Source organism: Paenibacillus xylanexedens (assembly GCF_007676705.1).
In the GTDB taxonomy this organism is placed as follows: domain Bacteria; phylum Bacillota; class Bacilli; order Paenibacillales; family Paenibacillaceae; genus Paenibacillus; species Paenibacillus xylanexedens_C.
Genome location: NZ_VEBF01000002.1, coordinates 1613634 through 1632052, shown reverse-complemented (window position 1 = coordinate 1632052; position 18419 = coordinate 1613634). Strand labels below are relative to the sequence as shown.

Annotated in this window: 16 protein-coding genes and 1 pseudogene; 12 read left to right on the top strand and 5 right to left on the bottom strand. The window is 46.4% G+C overall.

Annotated features, from left to right (window positions below):
• Positions 1-114 precede the first annotated feature (114 nt).
• Together FS628_RS17250 and FS628_RS33475 are read left to right on the top strand one after the other, a co-directional pair.
• The gene (locus FS628_RS17250; protein WP_145323797.1) at positions 115-933 is read left to right on the top strand and encodes a purine-nucleoside phosphorylase; all 819 of its coding nucleotides are present in this window, start codon (positions 115-117) and stop codon (positions 931-933) included.
• Between the two features lie 4 nt (positions 934-937).
• Positions 938-1090 (top strand): annotated as a pseudogene (locus FS628_RS33475) (DUF7639 domain-containing protein); the annotation flags it as partial.
• Between the two features lie 77 nt (positions 1091-1167).
• Here the strand turns inward: FS628_RS33475 and FS628_RS17245 are convergent.
• A complete protein-coding gene (locus FS628_RS17245; RefSeq protein WP_145323795.1) occupies positions 1168-2244 on the bottom strand; it encodes a LacI family DNA-binding transcriptional regulator in 1077 nt (358 codons plus the stop codon).
• Positions 2245-2789: 545 nt separating this feature from the next.
• Here FS628_RS17245 and FS628_RS17240 point away from each other — a divergent pair.
• The 6 genes from FS628_RS17240 to FS628_RS17215 all read left to right on the top strand — a co-directional run bounded on the left by FS628_RS17240 (position 2790) and on the right by FS628_RS17215 (position 9337).
• Positions 2790-3650, top strand: coding sequence for an ABC transporter permease (locus FS628_RS17240; RefSeq protein WP_260871100.1), 861 nt, complete (start codon positions 2790-2792; stop codon positions 3648-3650).
• Positions 3651-3666: 16 nt separating this feature from the next.
• Entirely contained in the window at positions 3667-4548 is an 882-nt protein-coding gene (locus tag FS628_RS17235) for a carbohydrate ABC transporter permease (protein ID WP_036617174.1), read from the top strand.
• 56 nt (positions 4549-4604) lie between these two features.
• Positions 4605-6212 (top strand): ABC transporter substrate-binding protein, encoded by a 1608-nt coding sequence (locus FS628_RS17230; protein WP_145323792.1) that lies wholly within the window; start codon positions 4605-4607, stop codon positions 6210-6212.
• A gap of 25 nt (positions 6213-6237) precedes the next feature.
• Positions 6238-7716 (top strand): glycoside hydrolase family 32 protein, encoded by a 1479-nt coding sequence (locus tag FS628_RS17225; protein WP_145323790.1) that lies wholly within the window; start codon positions 6238-6240, stop codon positions 7714-7716.
• A gap of 22 nt (positions 7717-7738) precedes the next feature.
• Positions 7739-8638 carry an ROK family protein gene (locus FS628_RS17220; RefSeq protein ID WP_145323788.1) on the top strand — a complete coding sequence of 300 codons (900 nt, stop codon included), beginning with the start codon at positions 7739-7741 and terminating at the stop codon, positions 8636-8638.
• A gap of 255 nt (positions 8639-8893) precedes the next feature.
• Positions 8894-9337 (top strand): GNAT family N-acetyltransferase, encoded by a 444-nt coding sequence (locus FS628_RS17215; protein ID WP_145323786.1) that lies wholly within the window; start codon positions 8894-8896, stop codon positions 9335-9337.
• A 242-nt stretch (positions 9338-9579) separates the two neighbouring features.
• On the opposite strand, the gene FS628_RS17210 is transcribed toward FS628_RS17215, so the two are convergent.
• Both FS628_RS17210 and FS628_RS17205 read right to left on the bottom strand, forming a co-directional pair.
• Positions 9580-10830 (bottom strand): MFS transporter, encoded by a 1251-nt coding sequence (locus FS628_RS17210; protein ID WP_145323784.1) that lies wholly within the window; start codon positions 10828-10830, stop codon positions 9580-9582.
• A 56-nt stretch (positions 10831-10886) separates the two neighbouring features.
• Positions 10887-11726, bottom strand: coding sequence for an ArsR/SmtB family transcription factor (locus tag FS628_RS17205; RefSeq protein WP_222125249.1), 840 nt, complete (start codon positions 11724-11726; stop codon positions 10887-10889).
• 418 nt (positions 11727-12144) lie between these two features.
• Here FS628_RS17205 and FS628_RS17200 point away from each other — a divergent pair, with 418 nt between their 5' ends.
• Both FS628_RS17200 and FS628_RS17195 read left to right on the top strand, forming a co-directional pair.
• Complete coding sequence (locus FS628_RS17200; RefSeq protein WP_145323780.1) at positions 12145-13377, top strand: MFS transporter; 1233 nt, start codon at positions 12145-12147, stop codon at positions 13375-13377.
• Positions 13378-13455: 78 nt separating this feature from the next.
• Positions 13456-14778 carry an LLM class flavin-dependent oxidoreductase gene (locus FS628_RS17195; RefSeq protein WP_145323778.1) on the top strand — a complete coding sequence of 441 codons (1323 nt, stop codon included), beginning with the start codon at positions 13456-13458 and terminating at the stop codon, positions 14776-14778.
• A 124-nt stretch (positions 14779-14902) separates the two neighbouring features.
• Here the strand turns inward: FS628_RS17195 and FS628_RS17190 are convergent, their stop codons facing one another.
• Positions 14903-15604: a DUF6199 family natural product biosynthesis protein gene (locus tag FS628_RS17190; RefSeq protein ID WP_222125248.1), complete on the bottom strand. Its 702-nt coding sequence runs from the start codon at positions 15602-15604 to the stop codon at positions 14903-14905.
• A 232-nt stretch (positions 15605-15836) separates the two neighbouring features.
• Here FS628_RS17190 and FS628_RS17185 point away from each other — a divergent pair, with 232 nt between their 5' ends.
• Positions 15837-16664, top strand: coding sequence for a sugar phosphate isomerase/epimerase family protein (locus FS628_RS17185; RefSeq protein WP_145323774.1), 828 nt, complete (start codon positions 15837-15839; stop codon positions 16662-16664).
• Between the two features lie 73 nt (positions 16665-16737).
• Here FS628_RS17185 and FS628_RS17180 read toward each other — a convergent pair whose 3' ends face one another.
• Positions 16738-17616, bottom strand: coding sequence for an SDR family NAD(P)-dependent oxidoreductase (locus tag FS628_RS17180; RefSeq protein WP_145323772.1), 879 nt, complete (start codon positions 17614-17616; stop codon positions 16738-16740).
• A 136-nt stretch (positions 17617-17752) separates the two neighbouring features.
• Between FS628_RS17180 and FS628_RS17175 the strand changes: the two genes are divergently transcribed.
• Positions 17753-18214 carry a MarR family winged helix-turn-helix transcriptional regulator gene (locus FS628_RS17175; protein ID WP_145323770.1) on the top strand — a complete coding sequence of 154 codons (462 nt, stop codon included), beginning with the start codon at positions 17753-17755 and terminating at the stop codon, positions 18212-18214.
• The last annotated feature ends 205 nt before the right edge of the window (positions 18215-18419 follow it).

Sequence of the window (18419 nt, the reverse complement as noted above, 5' to 3'; positions counted from 1 at the left end):
TCGTTTTTTTTTATTGTATATAGAACAGCTTCCATTTACATCATGACCATTGTTCATTACACTTGATTGGTAGTACCTCGTTAATTCAATTCAGATCATCAGGAGGATATCATTATGCATCAATCCGCATATATTCAGGAAGCAAGAGATTACATATTAAACCGAATCCATACCAAGCCTGCCGTAGGCATGATTCTGGGTTCGGGGCTGGGAGCACTCGCGGACGAGATCGAAAATGCCACCGTTATTCCCTACACAGAAATTCCGTATTTTGCGCAATCCGAGGCCATCGGCCATGCCAATGAACTGGTGATTGGTGAACTGATGGGCAAAACGGTTGTAGCAATGAAGGGACGCCTTCACTATTATGAAGGTTTCACACTGGATGAAGTGACGTTCCCGGTTCGCATCATGAAGGCACTGGGTGTTGAACAATTACTCATCACGAATGCCTGCGGAGCGATCAACACAAGCTTTGAGCCGGGCCAACTGATGCTCATTACAGATCATATTAACCTGGTAGGCAATAACCCGTTGATGGGACCGAATAACGCTGAACTGGGAGTACGCTTCCCTGATGTGTCCCAGGTGTACAATCGCGAACTGCGCAGCATCGCTCTGAAGGTTGCAGAAGAGCAGAACGTTGGCCTGCAGCAAGGTGTCTATGCGTGGTGGAGTGGTCCGGCATATGAGACACCAGCCGAGATACGCATGATTCGTACGATGGGTGCGGATGCTGTAGGTATGTCCACGGTACCTGAAGCCATTGTCGCTATTCATGGCGGGATGAAGGTGCTGGGTATTTCCTGTCTGACGAACATGGCCTGTGGCATTCTGGATCAGCCGTTAAGTCATGATGAAGTCATTGAAGTGGCTGCCCAAGTGAAAACAACCTTTATCGGGCTGGTAAAAGGCATCTTGAAAGAGATCTAATCGCCTGGAGGACCCGAGTGAGTTCAATCGAACCCGACTAAAAGAGGCTTATGAACGTGTGCCTGAACATCAACGAATGTACTTGGGCGATATGGACACCAGAGACGCGGATTATCAGCGTATCCTATATGCACCTGAGGAGAAGCGTGAAGTATAGAATTTCCATACAAGCCAGTCGAAAACTGAAATAACCGTATGCTTCACGAGCTGTCACTCGTGAGACATACGGTTTTTTTATTTTACAGAACTATGAATCATCTGAGAATTAGCGGCCATGATTGCTGGCGTGGACTCTCTGATGATGGGTTTGGTCACTATATGCGAGACCTGATAGGGCTGTGTCGGGTTTTTAATTCGGGATAATAGCATCTCTGCAGCCTTAATGCCCATTTCATTGCTGTAAATATGAACCGTCGTTAGCGGTGGTTCAATAATTCGCGATTGGGGTGCGTTATCGAATCCGCATATCGCAACATCCTGTGGAACAGCGACATTTCTGGCTTTCAAAGCCCGCATCAGATCGACCGCAATAAAATCATTAGCACATACGTAAGCGGAAGGTAAGGATGTCATCTCTGCCACTCGCTGGTTCAACCATCCTGGCTTGGAGAAGAACAAGCGATCATTATCTACGATGCAATGGGACAGGTCGATCTGCAAGCCCGCTTCCAGCATAGCACGGTGATATCCAGTCCATCGCTCATTAAAGCTCTTGCAATGATTGTAATCTCCCGCAAATCCGATACTTGTGTAGCCGCTCTCAATTAACTTTTTGGTTAACTGGTAGATGCTATGTTCATTCTCCATAAGTAACAAATCTGCTTGGAATTCGGGATAACATATGTTGGAAGCGCAGTCGATAAAGATCGTTGGGATGCCGAGATCAGTAATAAGCCGAGTGTATTCCAGATCAAATAATTCAATGCAAATGATACCGTCGACTTTGGCAATATCAAAATTATTGGGCAGTGTAAGCGCATCTTGATCGTCTTCACGTACGATATGAATCGAGAGATTGTATCCCTCCGCACTAATTCTTTTCTCCAACCCACTAATCAGCAATGATCCAAAGTGAGATGTACTAGGCAAGTTTTCAGTTAACAAGGCAATATTGCTTGGAGCCTTGGTTAGAACATGCTCATTTTCCATATAGGCGAATTGTTTATATTTAAGTTCAATTGCTTTTTTAATTACACGGTTTCTAGTCTCATCCGGAATGTTTCCGCTATCGTTCAATGCTTTGGAAGCCGTATTCCTGGAGATCCCCAAAGCATCAGCGATGTCTTGTATCGTGACTTTTTCCTTTGCCATCTAATACCTCACCTCTAATTAATCAATAGTCATCCATATTCTTCTCTACGTCAAATGTATAATAGAACGGGAGAAATAGCAATCTTAATTTTACAAATGCACAATTCTGTTTACATTCTGGAATAAGTACCCTGTTTTTTGGTTTTATTCATAAGGTTCTTTTCTCATTAGTAATAATGATAGACCAATTACGGTGATAACGTGGGAATTCCTGGGTTTAATTTATAAAATCAATACTGTCTATATGCAACTTCAGTAATGTGTAGTCACATTGATGCACAGAAATATATTTCAAATGCACAAATTATTTTTACAAAACGTATTGACTAAATCCTTTGAAACCTGATAAATTGTAAATTATTAAATAGGCAATTGTAAAAAAAATGAAAGCCCTTACTGAAAACAATTGTCAACTTCAAGAATGAAACGGGGGTAGCATGTTGGATAACATAGCAGACAGCAAAAAGGGCAGAGGAAGGGTACTGAAAGTGAGGACGACCAGCGGTCATAAGTTGCAGCAGCTCAAAAAAAATTACTTTTTATATATGTTGCTTGCACCAGCCTTGATCTTGACTCTTATCTTCAAGTACATCCCAATGTACGGAGCCATCATTGCATTTAAGGATTTCAGTCCGATCAAAGGCATCATGGGCAGTGATTGGGTAGGTCTGAAGCATTTTGAGAAATTTATAGCTTCACCCAATTTCGATATCATTTTAATGAATACGCTTAAACTCAGCTTTTTGGGATTGATATTCAGTTTCCCGGTGCCCATTATATTGGCACTGATGCTGAATCAGGTACGTAAAGCTGGCGTCAAGAAAAATATTCAATTGTTTCTGTACGCACCCAACTTCATATCCGTTGTTGTCGTTGTGGGAATGCTGTTCATCTTCCTCTCACCGACAGGGCCAATTAATCAATTAGCCACATGGATTACAGGTCAGCCGATCATGTTCATGTCTGAACCGGAATATTTCCGCTGGATCTACATTTTGTCCGATATCTGGACCGGAGCGGGTTGGGCTTCCATCATATACGTCGCGGCGTTGGCCAATGTTGATCCAGAGCTTCACAATGCGGCCAATCTGGATGGAGCGAACCTCCTTCAACGTATTCGGCACATCGACCTTCCAACCATTCGTCCGATTATGGCTATCGTCTTTATCCTGGCAGCTGGTGGCATTATGTCCATTGGATTTGAGAAGGCCTATCTGATGCAGACATCCATGAATCTGCCATCCTCTGAGATCATTGCCACGTATGTTTACAAGGTGGGACTGCAATCGGGAGATTACGCTTATTCAGCGGCAGTCGGATTGTTCAACTCGGTTATCAATGTGATTCTGCTGGTGACGGTGAATCTGATCGTGAAGAAATTGAATGAAGGCGAAGGCCTCTACTAGGAAAGGAGTATTACCCATGGTTGTTAAACATACGGGGATGGATCGATTGATTCTCACACTCAATGCCATCTTTCTCACCTGCGCTGTACTGGTTGTCGTTGTTCCCTTGATTTACATTGTTATCGCCTCATTCATGGACCCCACAGTGCTATTGAACCGTGGACTATCCTTCAATGTATCCGACTGGAGTCTGGATGGTTATCAGATGATATTATCCAATCCAGCCATGATCCGAGGTTTTGCGAATGCGGTATTGTACTCGGTTTCCTTTGCACTGATCACCGTGACCGTTTCCATATTTGCAGGCTATGCATTGTCAGATGATAGGCTAGCGGGACGCGGATTTTTCATGATTATCTTTATCATTACGATGTTCTTCGGCGGGGGATTAATCCCTACGTATCTACTCATACGTAATCTCGGCATGTTGGATACGGTGTGGGCGATCATCATTCCTGGAGCCGTCAACGTCTGGAACATTATTCTCTCCAGAACCTTTTTCAAAGGAGTCCCTCGGGAACTGAAAGAAGCTGCAAATGTGGATGGCGCCTCCGAGATGAAGATTTTCTTCCAGATCGTCATTCCGTTGTCGAAACCGATCATTTTTGTACTCGCACTCTATGCTTTCGTTGGGCAATGGAATTCCTATTTTGATGCAATGATCTATCTCGATAATCCAAACCTGCATCCGTTACAGCTCGTTCTGCGTTCCATTCTGATTCAGAATCAGGCTGCACCAGGCATGATCAGTGATCAGCTTGCGATGGCAGAACTGAAACGGCTCTCCGAGATGATTAAATACTCAGCGATTGTCATTTCGAGTCTGCCACTCATCATTATGTACCCGTTCTTCCAGAAGTATTTCGAAAAAGGTGTCATGGTCGGTTCCCTCAAATAGTGAACAGCCTGCGATACAGCAAGTTCGGTCCAATCCAACTCATGGAGGTCATGATTATGAAAAAAGTGAATAAGTCCAGAAAAGCCGTTACAACGGCGTCCATTTCCATGCTGTCTGCGGTGCTCCTTCTAACTGCTTGTGGAGGGGGTGGAGGCGGAGCAGCAAGTGAAGCGCAATCACCTGATGGTAAAGTGACATTGAATTTTATCACACAGAGTTCCCCTCTGGCTCCTGCTGATCCGAACGACAAGCTGATCAACAAGCGGCTCGAAGAGAAAACCAATGTGCATATCAACTGGAAGAACTATACGAGTGATGTGTTTGCGGAAAAAAGAAATCTGGCGGTAGCTAGCGGTGATTTACCGGATGCCATTTTTGATGCAGGTTACGGGGATTATGATCTTCTGAAACTGGCGAAGGATGGGGCGATTATTCCGCTCGAAGACATGATTGAACAGTACATGCCGAATCTGCAAAAAGTACTGGAGGAAGCTCCCGAATACAAGAGTATGATCACGGCTCCAGACGGACATATATATTCATTCCCGTGGATTGAAGAACTCGGCAGTGGCAAACAACGCATTCAGTCGGTGGATAACTTGCCATGGATTAATGTGGAATGGCTGAACAAGCTCGGGCTGGAGATGCCGAAGACAACCGAGGAATTAAAAGAAGTACTGATCGCGTTCAAAACTCAAGACCCGAACGGTAATGGCAAGGCTGACGAAATTCCGCTTTCTTTCATTAACAAGCCGGGCGGAGAAGATCTGACATTTCTTTTTGCGGCATTTGGACTCGGGGAGAACTGGGATCATACCGTGGTAACCAATGATGGGAAAGTGGTCTTCACGGCAGCTGATGAAGGCTACAAGGAAGCGGTTAAATACATTCATGAGTTGGTTCAGGAAGGTCTCGTGGATGTCGAATCGTACCAGCAGGATTGGAACACGTACCTGGCGAAAGGCAAGGATAATAAGTACGGCATGTACTTCACCTGGGATAAGGCTAACATTACAGGCATGAATGATACGTATGATGTTCTGCCTCCGGTTGCCGGGCCTAACGGAGAGGTCAATGTCACAAGAACAAACGGAATAGGACTTGATCGTGGTCGCATGGTCATTACCAGCAGCAATAAAAACCTGGAATCCACAGCCAAGTGGGTAGACCAATTGTACGATCCGCTCCAATCCGTACAAAACAACTGGGGTACCTATGGAGATGAGAGTCAGCAAAATATTTTTGAATTCGATGAAGCCAAAGGGATGCTGAAGCATCTTCCACTGGAAGGCTCTGCACCTGTGGAACTTAGACAAAAAACCAGTATCGCAGGACCATTGGCCATTCTCGACAGTTATTATGACAAATACACAACCAAACCGGAAGATGCGGCTTGGCGGATGGAACTTCTCGACAAGGTTATGGTTCCGCATATGAAAGCGGAGAACGTATATCCAAGTGTGTTCTTCTCCATTGATGAACTGGATCGATTGTCCACGATTCAGACCGATCTCTTCGCCTACGTGTTACGTCTGCGTACAGAATGGTATCAGAACGGGAAAATAGATCAGGAATGGGATGCTTACTTGAAAGAGCTGGATCGCCTTGGGCTGCAAGAATGGCTACAGATTAAACAAGCGGGATATGACCGTAATAACAAATAAAGAAAAGTACGGAGGAGAAACCATAATGTCGACAATTCTTAAACAAGATTACAGAAATGAATACCATTTTTCACCGAAAGAGAAGTGGATGAACGACCCGAACGGCATGGTGTTTTTCAATGGGGAGTATCACTTGTTCTATCAGCATCATCCACATGGAACCACATGGGGCCCCATGCATTGGGGCCATGCAGTGAGCAGGGACCTGATCTCCTGGGAGGAACTTCCGATAGCCTTACTCCCCGATGAGAATGGCACTATATTCTCGGGAAGCGCCGTAGTGGATTGGAATAATACGACCGGATTCTTTGAGGGTGAGCCAGGATTGGTTGCTATTTTCACCCATCATCTTGAAGTTAAAAACCATAATGCCATACAAACCCAGAGTCTGGCGTATAGCAAAGACAGCGGCAGAACTTGGACTAAGTACGAGGGTAATCCGGTATTAAAGCATGAGTCCTTTGTTGATTTCCGTGATCCCAAAGTGTTCTGGCATGAGCAATCCAAGGAGTGGATTATGATTATCGCTTGTGGTCAGACGGTATGTCTGTATCGTTCTCCCAATCTGAAGGATTGGACGCTAGGTAGTGAATTCGGCGCCGGGATTGGTTCACACGATGGCGTGTGGGAATGCCCCGACCTGTTCCCCCTTGCAGTGGATGGAGATTCAGGGCAGGAGAAATGGGTGATGCTCGTTAGCATCGGTGCAGATCCTGCTTTTATTGAAGGCTCCAGAACACAATATTTTACCGGAGATTTTGATGGAACTACATTTGTCCCAGACGAGGCATCCCATACGGTTCGCTGGATTGATCATGGTCGGGATAACTACGCAGGAGTTAGTTGGTCTGACGTTCCTGAGGAAGATGGAAGACGCCTCATTATCGGCTGGATGAGCAACTGGATGTATGCCAACCAGACGCCAACCAATAATTACCGTGGAGCAATGACGATTGCCCGGGAGTTGACACTGGAGACAAGAGCGGGAGAAGTTATACTGATTCAACGTCCTGCACGTGAACTTGAGCAAGCCCGTACGCCGATATTGTCCCTACAGGATGCTTCGATTCAGCAAGTGAGTGAGCAGTTGAACGCTTTGCAACTAGTGAGCTATGAGATCCATGCAGAGTGGGCTCAGGATCAGTCGTTCCATTTTGCGCTAAGAAGCGGCGCAGATCACGAGACGGTCGTTGGCGTAGACTCGACCCGAAGTGAGGTATATGTTGATCGTAGTCGATCAGGCATCGGCCATTTTCATGAACTTTTCCTGAGTCGTCATACAGCTGAGTTAAAAGAGGTGAATGGGAATCAACGGTTGCGTATCTTCGTAGATCATTCATCTGTGGAGGTATTCGCAAATGATGGTCAGGCGGTTATTACGGATCTGATCTATCCGGATGCGGATTGCCAAGGCATCTCTGTTCATGCTGAAAATACCGATCTGGCATTCTCTTCACTTCATATCTATGAAATATCACCGACCAATGCTAAAGGTCAATTGTAATGAAGGGAAGGAGTGCAGAACGATGCGTATTGGAGCCATTGAAGCAGGGGGAACGAAGTTTGTATGTGGTGTAGGTAATGAGCATGGACAGATTGAAGATCGGATCAGTTTTCCAACAGAGCATCCTGAGACAACACTTTCCAAGGTGATCGACTATTTCAAGGATAAAGGTGTGGAAGCAATCGGGATAGGCTCTTTTGGTCCGATTGATCTGCAACCGGATAGTCCCACTTATGGGTATATTACGACCACGCCTAAGCCTGGGTGGGAAAACTGTAATGTGATTGGAACTTTGAAGCATGAATTTCCGGTTCCCTTTGGATGGGATACGGATGTGAATGCTGCTGCGCTCGGTGAAGTGACGTGGGGAGCAGCGCAAGGACTGGACAACTGTGTATATTACACGATTGGCACAGGCGTTGGTGTTGGACTCGTGGCAGGGGGCCAACGAGTACACGGATTGTTGCATCCCGAGGGTGGACATATTCGCACAAGACGCCATCCGGATGATCACTTTGCCGGATTATGCCCGTACCATGGTGATTGCCTGGAGGGGATGGCTGCAGGACCAGCCATAGAAGCACGGTGGCAGAGCCCTGGCAGTGAACTGCCGGCAGACCATCTGGCGTGGGAGATTGAATCCTTTTACATTGCGGAGTCGATTACAACTGCCATTCTGATTCATTCGCCGCAGAAGATCATCTTGGGCGGTGGTGTGATGCAGCAAGATCATCTGTTTCCTATGATCCGGGAACAGGTAGTACGGAATCTCAATGGTTATGTGAATGCAGCTTCAATTACGCAACATATCGATCAATATATTGTCCAACCCGGATTGGGCCAGCATGCAGGCCTGTGTGGTGCACTCGCTTTGGGTCTGGAAGCATTGCAACAAGCGGCTCAAGCTTCACATGCTTCGTAGTTCTCTAAAATAATATACATCCCAGAAGGGACGGCCGCGGGTTCGCTTATTGGTATAAGCCAACGACGCACTGTCCTTTTTGGGCTTTTTTATTTTTTTGAAGAGTTAAGTAGTTTGAAAATATAGTACGTTCTAAAATTCGATGTTGCTCAAGTGAGCTGCCAAAGGTATGATTTTTAGTGTCCTATCCCTATCGTGCGATAAGACATTCCAAATTTAAATTTAACGTGTCTCAAAATGAAAGGAATCCAACCAATGAACCAAATAACGATGCGTCAAGCCGTACAGACAGACCAAGAGCAACTGGCCGATTTGCGAGCGTTGGTATTATACGATGATTTAACCAGACTGGGAAGGTACGATGATGTGAAGGTACGTGAACGTTTCCGGAATACATTCGACCCTGCCCACACCCATATTATTGAAGTGGAGGGTTCAATGGTAGGTTGTGTCGCCTTGAAGCCCAAGTCTGAGGCATTTCTATTGGAACATTTCTACATACATCCCGATTATCATGGCCAGAAAATAGGAACTCAGGTACTGAAATTGCTGCTGGAACAGGATGAAGTTCAGGGGAAACGGGTTATTTTAAATGTGTTGCAGGGAAGTCCTGCTCGCCGATTGTATGAACGGTTTGGGTTTATCCTGGACACTGAAGATGAGGTCGATGTGTTTATGTCAGTTCAATTGAAGGAATAGTATGATCGCGATATGTAGTGTAAAGTTGATTTCATACTTACACGATAATGGAGAGTATAGAAAAATCTTTAGAAGCGAAGATTTGGCTTTTATCTCCGGATTACCTATGTCAGGATACCGATCCCGTATGTTTGGGAAGTGGGGGACAGATGTTGTATTCTGGCATGTTTGAGGTAAACTGCTATCGTTGTCACACGTCAAAAGCGTCGTTCCTATAAAAAAGGACGGCGCTTTTAGTGTTATTAACTGCTTGTAATACGAACTTTATTGGATGGCTTATGTAGTAGAGTATCGAGATCGCCATTCAAATCTCTCAGGTTCGGGAGAAATGAAGCAGCTATCGAACAGATGAAAGGAAGAAGACCTAAAGACAGAAAGAGGAAGGGAAGGCCATAGACTTCTGCAACCGCTGCACCTGCAAAAGCGCCTACGGGCTGTAATCCTCCACCAATCAGGAATCGGATCGAATTAACCCGGCCTTGTAGAGCACTGGGCACAAGCGTACCATGTAACGAAGAGCTTAGAGAACCGAAGAAAGGTCCGGCTGCTCCTGCAGCACATAAGGCAATAAGTGCAAATGGGTAACTCGGAAATAGTCCCAATAAAGCGTTGAAAAGCCCAATCACAGCTAAGCTGCACAGCATGACCTTGCGTCTTCTCTTGATTTCACCCATCCACGAGATAATAGCTAGTCCTGCTAGTGTGCCAAATGCCGAAGCCGTGGTCAGAGTGCCCATGGCGGCGGCATCCCGGTGCAGCACTTCGCGGACAAAAGGAATCATCATGCTCCAGATAGCTACAGAGGACATATTGCTGATCGAAACCATTATCATAATCGAGAGCATGGCTGGGAATCGCCGATAAAAAGAGAAGCCCTCTCCAATATCTCGGATATAAGCTTTAAGAGAAAAAGATGTTTGTGCTACTGGTTTCTGCATTGTGGGCAGATAGAGCAGTGCGGCGATGGCTGCAATGTAACAAATAGCATTTATTCCAAGTGTTGGTAACGTTCCGGATGCAGCCGTTAGAGCTCCGGCAAAGGCAGGTCCCAGCAAAGCAGCGGCATTTCGACAACCATCAATCACTGCGAATGCCCGCAGTAGTTTATGTTTGCCAGCTACGCCTGGTACAACAGCTATGGCCGTTGGCATGAAGAGGGCGGAGCAGGCTCCGCTGAGTGCTGCGGCGAGAAATAGGTGCCAAAGCTGTAATTGGCCCGCGATACCCATACTCAGTGGCAACAAAAGAGCCAACAGTCGTACTGCAGCCAGTCCGGCCATGAACTGTCCACGATGCAGTCGGTCGGACAGCGGTGATCCAAGTAGGCGGAAGGCTACTTCAGGAATGCTGAAGCTTAGTGCCATAGCACCCATGGCTAGCTTAGAGGCAGTTAATTCATAAACAAGCCATTCCATGGCCAAAAGACCAAACACATCACCGAGAGAACTAAGAGTAACAGTAGCCAATAAACCGTAGTAACTTCGCTTCAGCATTAAGGTTCCTCCGTATGTTTGAATAGTGCACTTTGTGGAGAAGCAAATGCTTGAACTCAACCTTCAATATAAGCTCCAATCTGCCGTGGAAAGTTGTTCAGAGCTTCCAAGCGCAGGCTATATTCGGTGTTTTTGTAATCATAATGCACGATAATCAGCCCGGCTGCTCGCAAGGCTATTAGATGGTAATGCACCGTGCTCTTGGACAGTCCAACCTCACGGACAATTTCAGTGAAGGTCAGCTGTTTACCAGCCAGTAGTCGTAAGATGAACAGTCTGGTTTCATCGGAGAGTGCCCGCGTTAGACGCAGTAACCCAGGGTCTGGTCGTCCCGGTTCTGTTGGAAGAATATCGCAAGAGTAATTAGTGAAAATCATCTCGTCAAAGATTGCTGAGGTGACAAATGGACGTGCATGATATTGAGGGATGAGGATTATTTGTTTTAACGTATTGTTGGGATATATCCTCATGCCCTGTGTAGCATGTTCGTAGACTTCTTGGTCATTCATCCCGTTCAGACTGGAACGTCTCGATTCAGCTTCCAAAAAGAGTCCCTCAATAATTGTCGGATCGATCTGCCCAAAATACTGAGCATCCCATTCTCGTAGCACTTCGGATGTCCGACTGCGCAATTCGGGCAGATTGGAGGGGACAGATAACTTAAAGCGCGCGGCGATGTCATACAATTGGCCCGAGGACAACTCTTCAAGCCAATTCAAAAAGCCATTCACCGAACGTTCCCCTGAACAGCTCCATATATATGGCGCAAGGCTGAAGTTGTCTGTGGCTTTCATCGTATCTCGCATTTGTTGAAGTTTGGCTGGTGAGAATCGATCCTGTACATCACGAACCCACCGTTTCCCGGCATCCAGGTTAGTATGATTTTGTTTACTCAAAAAAGCGTTCAGGGTGCTTACACATTCATAAATTGGCGCAAAATCAACTTCTACTGTGTAGCTCATAAGAGTATAGTTCCTTTCTGAGTTAGTTCTATATTTATAGAACAAGTAATTGATTTTATATTATACGAACTTATTTGTTGTTTCAACATAAATTTTCCATGTTGGTACCAAACATCCTAATTCCACAAAAATGTTTCACCAGAAGGAAAGTGAAAAACGTACCACTTAACAGAGGATTTTTGTCTATGCACCAATCATATCGAAAACCCACATGAAACAAAGTCATAGACCCATTCATTTAATTCTTGAATGGGTCTATTGAACTTTTCTATTATACTTTCCAGTGGTCGTACCCTAATATGGGTGATAACCTACTTTTTATATAGGAATTATATAGTATGGAGAACCCAAGATGCCACAATGGAAACGAAATCTGTATATTCTGTGGTTCGGTCTGTTTTTCAATCATATGGCGTACTCGCTATCCGTTCCGTTCTTTCCTATATTCCTGCAAAATGATCTCGGGATCCATACCGGTCTGGAAGCCTGGTCCGGTATCTCCATCTCCATCAGCTTTCTGATCAGTGGATTATGCGCACCCTTCTGGGGATCGCTGGCTGATCGATATGGAAGCAAATTGATGCTGGTCCGTTCAGGCGTTGGGCTAGGCATTGCGCATCTGGCTAATTTCTTTGTTTACGATCCGTATACGTTTATCGCGGTAAGGGTCTTTCAGGGACTCATGGCTGGTTTTCATCCCGCCTCAATTACACTGATCGGCACCAATACTCCGGAGAAACATGTGGGTTATGCACTTGGCGTGATCTCCACGGCCAGCGCCGCGGGCGGGATACTGGGTCCTCTTGCCGGAGGGGTGCTGAGTCACTGGATCGGACTGCGGGGATGCTTCATTGCATCGGCTGTGATTACGTTTCTCGCGGCTCTGATGGTTCTGGGTGTGAAGGAGTCACGGCTTACTCGTACGGTGGTTCCAACAAGAATCATGGGGGATTTGAAGAGAGCCGCTTCTACTCCAGGGTTGATGCGAATCTACGGTCTGATTTTGCTGGTTTCAACGTCAGTGCTCATTATCGAACCGGTGCTGACGCTCTATGTCGTACAGATTGGCGGAGATATCGGCAGTGCAACACTTAGTGCTGGTATCGTCTTCTCAGCCATTGGTGTGGCAACGGTTATTATGGGGCCCCGGTGGGGGAAGATTGGTGGCAGGATCGGATACGAGAAAACACTGTTTATTGGACTGATTGGTGGTGGAATTGGCAGTCTGCTGCAGATGACAGCAACGAATCTGATTTATTTTGGCAGCCTGCGATTTGTCTATGGTCTGTTCTTTGCCGCGGTTTATCCGGCGCTCAATGCGCTCATCATCAAGTATGCTGATCACGATTTCCGCGGGAGGGCTGTCAGTTTGAGTCAGACGGCGAGTCAGTTCGGCATTGTGCTGGGACCGTTAATCGGCGGTTTTCTTGGTGGATGGATCGGCATTCCGTTTATTTTTCTATTTACAGGGATTGTACTCCTGGGAGCGGCTTGGGCAGTCCGCGTAAGTGATGTGAAACAGGCGGGTAAACCGGGATTAGGCATGGCAACAGCTGAAGTTAGCGGAAACAGCATAAAGAAATGATGAAATGACGAAACGACTCTCAGAGATAATAGGATATCGAACTGAATGGTCATCACCACAGCATAGGGAGGAATATATATGTCACAACGACGATTGAAACTGGGAGCCAATCTGAACGGTGTAGGGAACAGCATTTCCTTTTGGCGTCACCCCGACATTCCCGTTAACGCGAGTGTTAGTCTGGAATTCTACCAGAAGCAGGCACGTATCGCGGAGAAAGGGAAGTTCGATCTGCTTTTTATTGCAGATGGTCTCTTCATTAACGAGAAGTCCAATCCTCATTTTCTCAATCGCTTTGAACCTCTGACGCTTCTGTCCGCACTCGCCGGTGTAACTTCTCACATTGGGTTGGTTGCTACATTGTCTACTTCATATAGTGAACCCTTCACGGTTGCGCGGCAATTTGCCTCACTGGATCAATTAAGCGGTGGGAGGGCCGGGTGGAATGTGGTCACTTCACCTCTGGAAGGCTCGGCACTGAACTTCGGCAAAGGCGAACATCCGAACCATGCTCTGCGCTACGAAATTGCGGAAGAACATCTGAATGTGGTCAAAGGCCTGTGGGATTCCTGGGAGGACGATGCCTTTATCGGAGATAAGGAGCAGGGCATATTCTTCGATCCTGCAAAGCTGCATACGCTGAATCACAAGGGGGCGCACTTCTCCGTACAGGGTCCGCTTAATGTGGGACGTTCGAAGCAGGGTCATCCGGTGATTTTCCAGGCGGGCTCGTCCGAATCTGGTAAAGATCTGGCTGCCCGATCGGCGGATGCCGTATACACAGGACATGAGACGCTGGAGGAAGCAAGGGAGTTCTACCGGGATGTGAAGGCAAGAGCAGTGGCATATGGACGTCAGGCAGAGGATATTCTGATCTTCCCAGGCATCGGTCCCATTGTGGGTAGAACAGCGGAAGAGGCTGAGCGGAAGTATCAGGAGATTGCTGAATTGGTCAGCATTGACCAAGCGCTGAATTATCTGGGGCGTTACTTCGACCATTATGACTTCTCCCAGTTCCCGCTGGACGAACCTTTTCCCGAGATAGGGGAGATCGGCAGCAACAGCTTCCGCAGTACAACAGACAAGATTAAGCAGCAGGCACGGGAACAGGGGCTGACCCTGCGCCAAGTGGCGTTGCTGGCATCGACTCCACGCACATCGTTTATTGGTACACCGGATCAGATCGCAGATCAGATTCAGGAGTGGTATGAAGGCGAAGCGGCAGACGGATTCAATGTTCGTACCGTGGTGCCCAATGGACTGGAAGATTTCGTGGAACTGGTTGTCCCGGTTCTGCAAGAACGAGGGCTGTTCCGTACTGAATATGAACAGGATACGCTCCGTGGTAATCTGGGTCTTGAAATTCCGCGTAATCGATATACGTTAGAGCGTGTGAGATAGATATATTTTAAATGAGAGCCTTATAAAATTAAACAAAACGGTAATCACATCCATGGATTGGACGTGATTACCGTTTTTCTGATGCAGAGCATTTCTGAGCATACTCCACTCAGAAGAAGATATCTTAAAATGCCTGAAACGCGGCCCAGATGGCTACGATCATGCAAGCTATACCGCCAATTTTGCACATGAGGTAATAAAATTCGCTAGGTTCGGGATCTTTTAACCATATCCAGCGGAGGGAGAGCAGGAATTGAAACTTCTGAAACTTTGGATAATAGAAGCTGCACCATCCATAGATGAGTCCGGCAAGCGCAATGAACAGGAGAACAGGTGTACCTGGCGTATGATGATACTCCGGATAGGCAGCGGTCACGAGCGTGGCAGGTGTATAGTGCTCTTCGTCATCCTCCATGACGCGTTGGCTGTCTACATACATGTTGACCGGAGAGAGCATCTTCCCGGTTTCATCGTAGCTTAATAATTGCTCGGATTGTTGTTCAACTGTATATTGGTGGTCGTTAGGGTATGCCACGTTATACGTTGCAATAGGGGTGGATGCGATATGGGTAATGACATAGTTCTGCTGGTCGATGCTGACCGTACGCTTCTGCTGATTGACGGTGACCTGAATGGGGTCTGCTGTACTGCTCTCATACGTAATTTGATTGCCTTGCTCGTGATCGTAAGTGTATTTATGCTGATCTACATAGAATATGGGCTCAGTAAAATAGGGTCTGGATAATATCCCAACAAGTAAGGACACGACGACAACGCATACCAGAAAGATTAGGGTAGGGACATGTTTTTTGGGTATGGAGTTCATTTTTAAGATTACCAATCCCTTCCTTAATTAGATGTTAATTTTAATACGTGAAAGTTGGACATAAGTTGCAGCTGCTTGCACTAGTGTTATCAAGAATGGGACATTATGGTTTCTTTTTGAGAGAGTACTGTTATTATAAAAATATGTCCTGTTCAAGCCAGAGTGTTGGTTAAGGGGACAAGAAAGTGTTGGACAATCTGTAATTCCAGACGAGTCACAGGAGGAGATTGGGATGATTAGAGGGTTAACGAATGCGGGACTGGGCAATATCGAGTCTGATGAACAATATATCACAGAAGCGGCCAAGCACGGATTCGGATCTGTAGATTTGAATCCGCTCTCATTGATTGAAACGTATGGCAAGGAACAGGCACAACATCTGCTAGAGAGTAATCAGGTGATCATCGGTTCATCGGGTCTGACGGTGGAATGGCGGACGACAGATGAACAATTCCGTGAGGGATTGCAATCGTTGGTCGCTATGGCAGAAGCTTCTGCTTCGCTGGACTGTTACAGCTGTTGCACGTATATTTTACCCTCAACGGATCAACCGGCAGCACAATTTATGGCGGCGGCTACGAAACGCTTGAGACTCTGCGCAGATATCTTGGATGCTTACGGGATTAAGTTGGGTCTGGAGTTTGTGGGCTGCCATCACTTGCGGACGCAATGGAAGAATCCGTTTATCTGGCGTGTGGAGGATACGCTGGACTGGATCGAGACCATCCATGCGCCCAATGTTGGCCTGCTCGTAGATTCCTATCACTGGCATACGAATGGTCTACCGATGGAAGATCTGTTGAAGCTGAAGAAAGAACAGGTTGTTCATGTTCATATTAATGATGCTTATGATCTGCCCATTGAAGAATTGCTGGATTATGAGCGTTTGTATCCCGGCGAAGGGGTCATTGATCTGGGTGGATTTCTGAGAAATCTGCAGGCGATTGGTTATAATGGTGTGGTGGCTCAGGAAGTACTGGCTCCAGCGCCAACTCTGAGTTCGAGTGAAATATTGGCTAAGTCGAAAGCAGGTTTCGACAAGGTATTTGCCACAATCTAAGTTACTGAAAAAAAGAGGGGGGGGTTCCTAGCTGTGTTTATGGCTTATGGAACACCCCTGTTCTTTTTTTTGATTAATCCAGCAATCCGTGATCTTTCATTATTTGTGTCGTAACGAACCACAGTCTGTTTTGCATGGCCTCATCTCCGCCAGGATGTATAGGAACAATAGATGCTCCAGTTCCCACATTGAAATATCCTCCCGAAACCTCGCCATACCTCGATTCCACAGCCAACCGAGTAATGATATCCGCACCCCGGCGCGGGTCGCCGATGTGCAAAAAGGTTAACAAGCGTTCAAGCACACTTGCAAACCATAGCTCTCGTCCAAGACCCGTAACATTAAAGCCAGGGTTCAAGGCATTTACGCGAATTCCGGTTCCGCGCCATTGTCTGGCTAGTTCACCAGTAAACATAATATTGAGCAGTTTGGTTTTGCCATAGATTGGAGAGGAACCGCGTGCAGTAAAAGGAGTGATATCCGTTAAGTCATCTGGCAACACCAATGTGCCGTGATTCCGCGAAGCTTCAGATGCAACATTGACGACACGGGCATGGCCCGACTGAATCAGGGAAGATTGCAATGTGTGCGTTAACAGCCAAGGTGCCAAATAGTTGACGGCAATCATCTCGGCATATCCTTCGGACGTGACTCTCTGTTCAAAAGCATGAAGTCCGGCATTATTCAAAAGTACGTCTATACGCGGATAAGCGGCTGCAATCTCAAGCCCAACACGTTTTACATCACTCAGTAAGGACAAGTCTCCATAGAAAAATTCGATTTTGGCAGAAGGTATGATTTCCTTGATTTTGTACCTGGTAGCCTCTGCACGTTCCTTGCTTCGGGCTGTGAGTATAAGATGTGCCCCGCGTTTGGCGAGTTCCATGGCTGCAAGCTGCCCTAAACCGCTTGTTGCTCCGGTAATTACAATATTGGGATGTTGAGTTTTCATAAGAAGATCTCCTTTTGACACGAATAGATTCGAAAATATATAATGGACATAAATCAACTATAAATATTAATTGATATTTGTCAACTATATTTCTGGAAGCCTACTTTCATGTATCGAGGAGAGGGAGTTAACAATAATGAGTGAAAATCCAGTCAAAACCAAAGATAGAGCAACCTTGGAGCTAGCGTTGGGTGAGCAGATTCATGCACTGATCAGTGCTTCGCATGCGCTTAACGTTCGCTCTGCCGAGCGTTTTGATGCGAACCTGCAACCTGCCGCTTTTCAACTGGTACGGTGGCTCTACTCCTATGGCCCAACAAGCGCCGCGGCTTTGGCAGAAGCGAATGCAATGGACCGCAGCTCGGTCAGCCGATTAATCAAACAACTCGAAAAGTCAGGATATGTTAGCAAAGAGCAAGACCCCAAGGATCGGCGCGGGGTGTTACTATCTCTTACGGAACTTGGTCAACAATCGACGATCGCTGCCCTCAAGGAGAAGGAGTCAGCTTTTTATGACCGTATATCCAGATGGGATGATAAGGAACTGGAGCGTTTCACCGTCATGCTCCGGCAGTTTAACGGATTGGATGGTAAGTGAGAGGTCCTATATTGTGGATTGTATTCGATACACGAACCCTAGGACATGTCACCATTGAGCGAGTGAGACTATAAATTCATAGCAAAAGCGGACATCTGGTGATGTCCGCTCGTGAAGTTCCCAGATCATTTTATAGTTTCCAGGGAAGCTGTGGGATTTTATATCGGAAACCCTGATGGTTTCCTTTTCTCACATATATCCAAGG